This window comes from Chloroflexus sp. (assembly GCF_034435895.1).
In the GTDB taxonomy this organism is placed as follows: Bacteria; Chloroflexota; Chloroflexia; order Chloroflexales; family Chloroflexaceae; genus Chloroflexus.
The window spans coordinates 1-5,239 of the sequence record NZ_DAOTWH010000179.1; the positions used below are offsets into that span (position 1 = coordinate 1).

At 60.8% G+C, this 5,239-nt stretch carries 5 protein-coding genes; all 5 read right to left on the minus strand.

Features of this window, described 5'->3' with window-relative positions; translation table 11 throughout:
* Positions 1-1,914, minus strand: a 1,914-nt coding sequence (locus tag U9R81_RS10670) for a phosphoenolpyruvate carboxylase (protein ID WP_322495442.1), incomplete at its 3' end; no start/stop codon positions are given.
* Between the two features lie 12 nt (positions 1,915-1,926).
* Positions 1,927-2,556, minus strand: a complete 630-nt coding sequence (locus U9R81_RS10675; protein ID WP_322495443.1) for a histidine phosphatase family protein — start codon at positions 2,554-2,556, stop codon at positions 1,927-1,929.
* Positions 2,557-2,662: 106 nt separating this feature from the next.
* Positions 2,663-3,802 (minus strand): acyl-CoA dehydrogenase, encoded by a 1,140-nt coding sequence (locus U9R81_RS10680; RefSeq protein WP_066790250.1) that lies wholly within the window; start codon positions 3,800-3,802, stop codon positions 2,663-2,665.
* A gap of 45 nt (positions 3,803-3,847) precedes the next feature.
* Entirely contained in the window at positions 3,848-4,636 is a 789-nt protein-coding gene (locus U9R81_RS10685; protein ID WP_322495444.1) for an alpha/beta fold hydrolase, read from the minus strand.
* Positions 4,636-4,917, minus strand: a complete 282-nt coding sequence (locus U9R81_RS10690) for a 4a-hydroxytetrahydrobiopterin dehydratase (RefSeq protein ID WP_066790246.1) — start codon at positions 4,915-4,917, stop codon at positions 4,636-4,638. The genes U9R81_RS10685 and U9R81_RS10690 overlap by 1 nt, the downstream gene beginning before the upstream one ends.
* Between the last annotated feature and the right edge of the window lie 322 nt (positions 4,918-5,239).

Genomic DNA, 5,239 nt, shown 5'->3' on the forward strand with positions numbered 1-5,239 from the left:
GCCGCCGCGCCCGACTGCGCCGCCGCGCCCGTGGAAGAGGCGCAAGCGCGCGCCGTGGCGTTCGGTGACGGCGGTCAACTCCACCTGCGCCCGGTAGAGCGCCCAATTGGCAGCGACAAAACCGCCCTCTTTGTTGCTGTCGGAATAGCCGAGCATCACCTCTTGCAGATTATCGCGCAGGACTAAATGCTCGCGGTAGACCGGTAGTTGCAAGAGTTCATTGAGTAAGACTGGCGCGCGCTGCAAGTCGTCACCGGTTTCAAACAGCGGCACGATGTTCAACTGGCTGTGCTGGCCGGGTTGGTAGAGGCCGGCGTCGCGGCAGAACAGCAGCACCGCCAGCAGATCGCTCACTTGGCTGGTGGTTGAGATGATGTAGGTTTGGAAGATTTCGGGATCGAGCTGCTCGCTGATGGCTGCCATCACGCGAAAGGTTTGCACTGTCTCGGCAGTGGCCGGGCTAAAGTGGCTGAGCCGGATCGGCGTGAGCGGGCGCGGACGGCGGATTTCGGTGCTCAATACAGCCACGCGCTCAGCCTCATCGAGCGCTTCGTAGTTGGCAACCACGCCGGCGGCGGCCAAAATCTCACTCAACGCGGCGGTATGGCGGCTAGCGTGCTGGCGCACGTCGAGGGTCGCGGTATGCAACCGGCATACCGCTACGTTTGTGCGCACATCGCGCAGTAAGCCATCGGCGATCAACGCGCCGCCGTGGTTGCGCAAACTAGCATCGATCAGGTCGAGGTCAGCCAGCAACTCGCGGCTATGGTAGTAGACGGTGGGCAAGCGCGGCGGCGGCGGATCGGCGCCCCACCGTGGGGTATGGTTGAGGGTGTAGTTGAGGGTGTTGTGGAGGCGGGCTTGGATGAAGTGGCACAACTGCCGGTACGGCTCACAGCGATAATGCGGGTTGAGAGTCGCTGCTGCGTCGGGCATCAGTTCGCGGTAATCGGCGATCCGGTCAATGATCGCGGCATCAACGTGCACCTGCTGCACCGACTGGCTGAGATCGGTGATCAGGCGATCAATGCCGCCAATCAGATAACGCAGCATCGCACTGCGCATCAGCCGCACCGTCTCGATCGTTACCTCTGGCGTCACGAAGGGGTTGCCGTCGCGGTCGCCGCCCATCCAACTGCCGAAACGCAGGAATGGCGGCAACTGCCACTGATGATCAGGGTACGCCTCAGTTAGCGCCTCCGCCGTCTCGCGGTACATTTGCGGCAACAGATCCCAGAGCACAGTTTGGAAATAGAACAAACCGTTTTCAACCTCATCAAGCACCGAAGGCCGGCGATGGCGCACATCATCGCTCTGCCACAACCCAACGATCTCGCGCTCGATGCGGGTGAGAGCGGCTTGGCGGTCGGACGGCAAGACCAACCGTTCCCCAAAGGTCAAATCAATCAAGGTATCGAAGATCCGGCGTAATTTGATCAAGATCGTGCGCCGGCGCGACTCGGTGGGGTGGGCCGTGAGCACCGGCATAATTAGGGCGTGGTCAAGCCATGCTTGGATAGCGTCTGCCGGCACGCCGTGGCGTTTGAGCAACGCGATCGCGTCGGCGATGCTCTCGGCGCGCGGGGCCGGCGCGTTGCGTAAATCGCGCACGCGCAGCGCACGTAGGCGCTCGACGCCTTCAGCCAAGTTCACCAAGCCAAAATAGAGCGTAAACGCCTTCACCAGACTCTGCAACTGGGGCAGGCTCAGATCGGCAATCAGCCGTGGCAAGGCTTGCGGATCGGTTTCGTGCGGCGCATTACGCAACTCTTTGGCCATGCGCCGCACCTGTTCGACCAACGCTAGCGCGTCCGGCCCTTGTTGGGTTGTGATGATACGGCCCAGCGCATCACCCAACGCGCGAATATTCGCCGACAACAGATCGTGTTCGGGAGAAGTGGTTCGTCCGCTCATCATCAACTCGCCTTACTCGCCGCCTTCCGCCACCAAATCTTCAAGGTGGGCGACATCATTCATCCGCAACAGCCGCCAGCCACTTCGCCCGCGGACAATTTCGCTCAACGAGCCATTGTCGAGCCACAGTTTGCCGAAATTCGCCAGATCAAGCCCGATGATATGGCAAAACAACGCCCGGATCGAGCCGCCGTGCGACACGACGATGATGGTCTCACCGGATTGATGGGAGGACTCGATCTGGCGAAACGCGCGCAACACCCGCGCTTGCAATTGGGCATAGCTCTCACCGCCGAGCCGCACGGTGCCTGCCGGGTCGCGGTCGTATTCGCGCATGTGGTCAGGGAAGCGCTGGTACAGTTCATCGGGGGTCAAGCTTTCCCACAAACCGACATCAATCTCGCGCCAATCGGGCATGGCGATGGGGCGCAAGGATAAATGTTCACCAATAATTTCCGCCGTCTCCCAAGCGCGGGGTAAATCGCTGCTATAGATTGCAACCGCCCCGCTACGGGCCAGCCGGAAAGCCGCCCGCCGGGCCTGCTCGCGCCCGCGCTCATTAAGCGGCACGAGTGCGTGGCCCTGATACTGCAACGTTCGATTCCACGGCGTCTCACCGTGCCGGATCAGGATCAGACGCATAGCTTCGTTTGAGACAACGCAACAGCGCGAAACCGTAAGCTCGTTCTGCCGAGAACTCACCTACGTTTCGCGCCGTTGCGTTCGCTAGTCGGTAATGACAAGACAATCAGCGCACAATTTCGCGGCTGATCACAAGACGTTGAATCTCGCTGGTGCCTTCGTAGATTTCGGTAATCTTGGCGTCGCGGAAGAAGCGTTCGACTGGATACTCCTTCGAGTAACCGTTAGAACCGTGCAATTGCACGGCTTTGGTCGCCACCCACATCGCCGTCTCTGAAGCGAAGAGCTTGGCCATCGAAGCGTCTTTGATGAAGTCGAGGCCGTTATCCTTGCGCCACGCCGCTTCGTAGGTCAGCAAGCGGGCCGCCTTGATGCGTGTGGCCATATCGGCCAGCGTAAAACCGACAGCCTGAAACTCGTGGATCGGCTTGCCGAACTGCTCGCGCACCTTGGTGTATTCCAGCGCCGCCTCGTAAGCGCCTTGCGCAATGCCGAGCGCCTGCGCCGCGATGCCGATGCGACCGGCGTTGAGAATGGTCATCGCGATCTTGAAGCCTTGGCCCTCTTCGCCGAGCCGCCGCCACGCCGGCAACCGGTAGTCGTCATAGGCCATCTGGCAACTGTGCGCGCTGCGAATGCCGAGCTTATTCTCGACCTTGACCACCCGGCAACCGGGGGCATGGGTGTCAACAAGGAAGGCGGTAATGCCCTTGACCCCCTTGCTCGGATCGGTCATCGCCATCAGAATGATCGTATCGGCGTGATCGCCGTTCGTCACCCAGTTCTTGACGCCATTGATGATATAGTCATCACCATCGCGCACGGCGGTGGTGCGTTGGGCCGCCGCGTCGGAACCGGCCCCCGGCTCGCTGAGCGAAAACGCGCCGAGCATCCGTCCGCTCGCCAGCGGCGTCAGCAGTTCACGCTTCTGCTCTTCGGTGCCGAACTTCTCGATCCCGTAGCAGACGAGCGAATTGTTAACAGAGGCAATCACGCCTAGCGAGGCATCGACCCGCGAGAGCTCCTCGATCACAATCGCATACGAGACATAATCCATGCCGGCGCCGCCATACTCCTCGCTGACGGCAACCCCCATCAGACCAAGTTCACCCATCTTGCGCACCAGATCGGCGGGCCAAATCGCGTGTTCATCGCGCTCAGCCACCGTTGGCTTCGCCTCTTTCTCGGCAAACTGGCGCACCATATCGCGGAGCATCTGCTGGTCTTCGCTAAGCTGGAATTCCATGATCGCCTCCTCTGGATATTGACTTGTGGCTATGCTATGCGTATTCTACGCGAGCGATTCTTCTTCGGCAAGCGCCTTGATCCACGAGCGTAAGCGCTGGCTCAATTGGCTGGGAGTTTCCAGCATCGGCATGTGGCCCACGTTGGCCAACAGGTGATGTTCGACCCCTAAACCGGCAGCTAATTCAGCGCCAAGTTTGGGCGGGGTGAGTTTATCATCAGTTCCGGTCACCACCAACGCCGGGCAGCGGATGGCGGCAAGCTGTGGGCGCAGATCAAACCCATCGCAGGCTTGCAGATCGGCCAGTAAGATGGCCGGATCAAGCGCGGCATATTCAGCGGCGGCTTCAGCGATCAGTGCCGGATCGGCTGCCGGGCTGAAGAGCCAATGCACCAGCATGGTGATCGCCTCGTGGCGGGCTGTCGCATCACCGGCGAGACCAGTCAGCAAGGCGGGGGCGACGCGCAAGCGGGCGGCGCTGCCCACCAACCCTAAGCCGGCCACCATCTGCGGCGCATCAACCGCAAGTTGCAAGGCGATCGCACCACCCATCGAATGGCCCAGCACAATCGCCGGCGGCAAACCAAGGGCTGTATGCAGAGCGCTGATCGCCTGCGCATAATGGGCAATCGTGATCGGGCCGTCGGCAGCAGGCGAGCGTCCGTGACCGGGCAAGTCAACCGCATAGACCTGCGCAACCGCGGCCAACGGTTCGAGCAACAAGCCCCAATGGCGCGCGCTACCGCCGGCGCCGTGAATGCAGACCAGCGGCGGGCCGCTTTGTCCGCGCCGCATAACAAACAGAGCACCGATTGTCGTCGTTACCAGCGGCATTAGCCCAACATCTCATCAATTGCGGCAGCCAAGGCAAAATCCTTCTCGGTCAACCCGCCGGCATCGTGGGTGGTGAGCGCAATCCGCACCCGGTTGTAGCGGATGTCAATGTCGGGGTGATGGCCGGCGGCTTCGGCCAAAAAGGCGACGTGCGTGACAAAAGCGATTGCAGCGGGGAAATTGGCAAGGCGGAAGGTGCGAACAATCTCGTTATCTTCAAGGCTCCAGTCGGGGCGCTGGGCCAGATGCTCAGCGATCTCGGCTTCGCTCAGACGTGGCATAGCTCGAAATGCTCCTTTGCTTGCAGATACTAGCCGGAAACGGCAGCAACGTGCTGTCAACAATACGTATGATACCACAGAGCAGATTGGGTGGATATTTCGACAAGCCATCCGTACACCCTCCACAAGTTCTCCATCATCGCTTGGTAGAGTGAAGCTGTCAGGAGAACACAGGTGCACTGACACTCGCAGAAACAACGAAGGAGGGACACAATGAAGCGCGTACTCAGTTTACTTGCCGCAGCAGTGACCGGGGCCTTGGCAACGATGGTGGTGTTTGTGACGCTAGCGCCGGCGCTGGCGCAGGGGCCGGCGGGGCCGC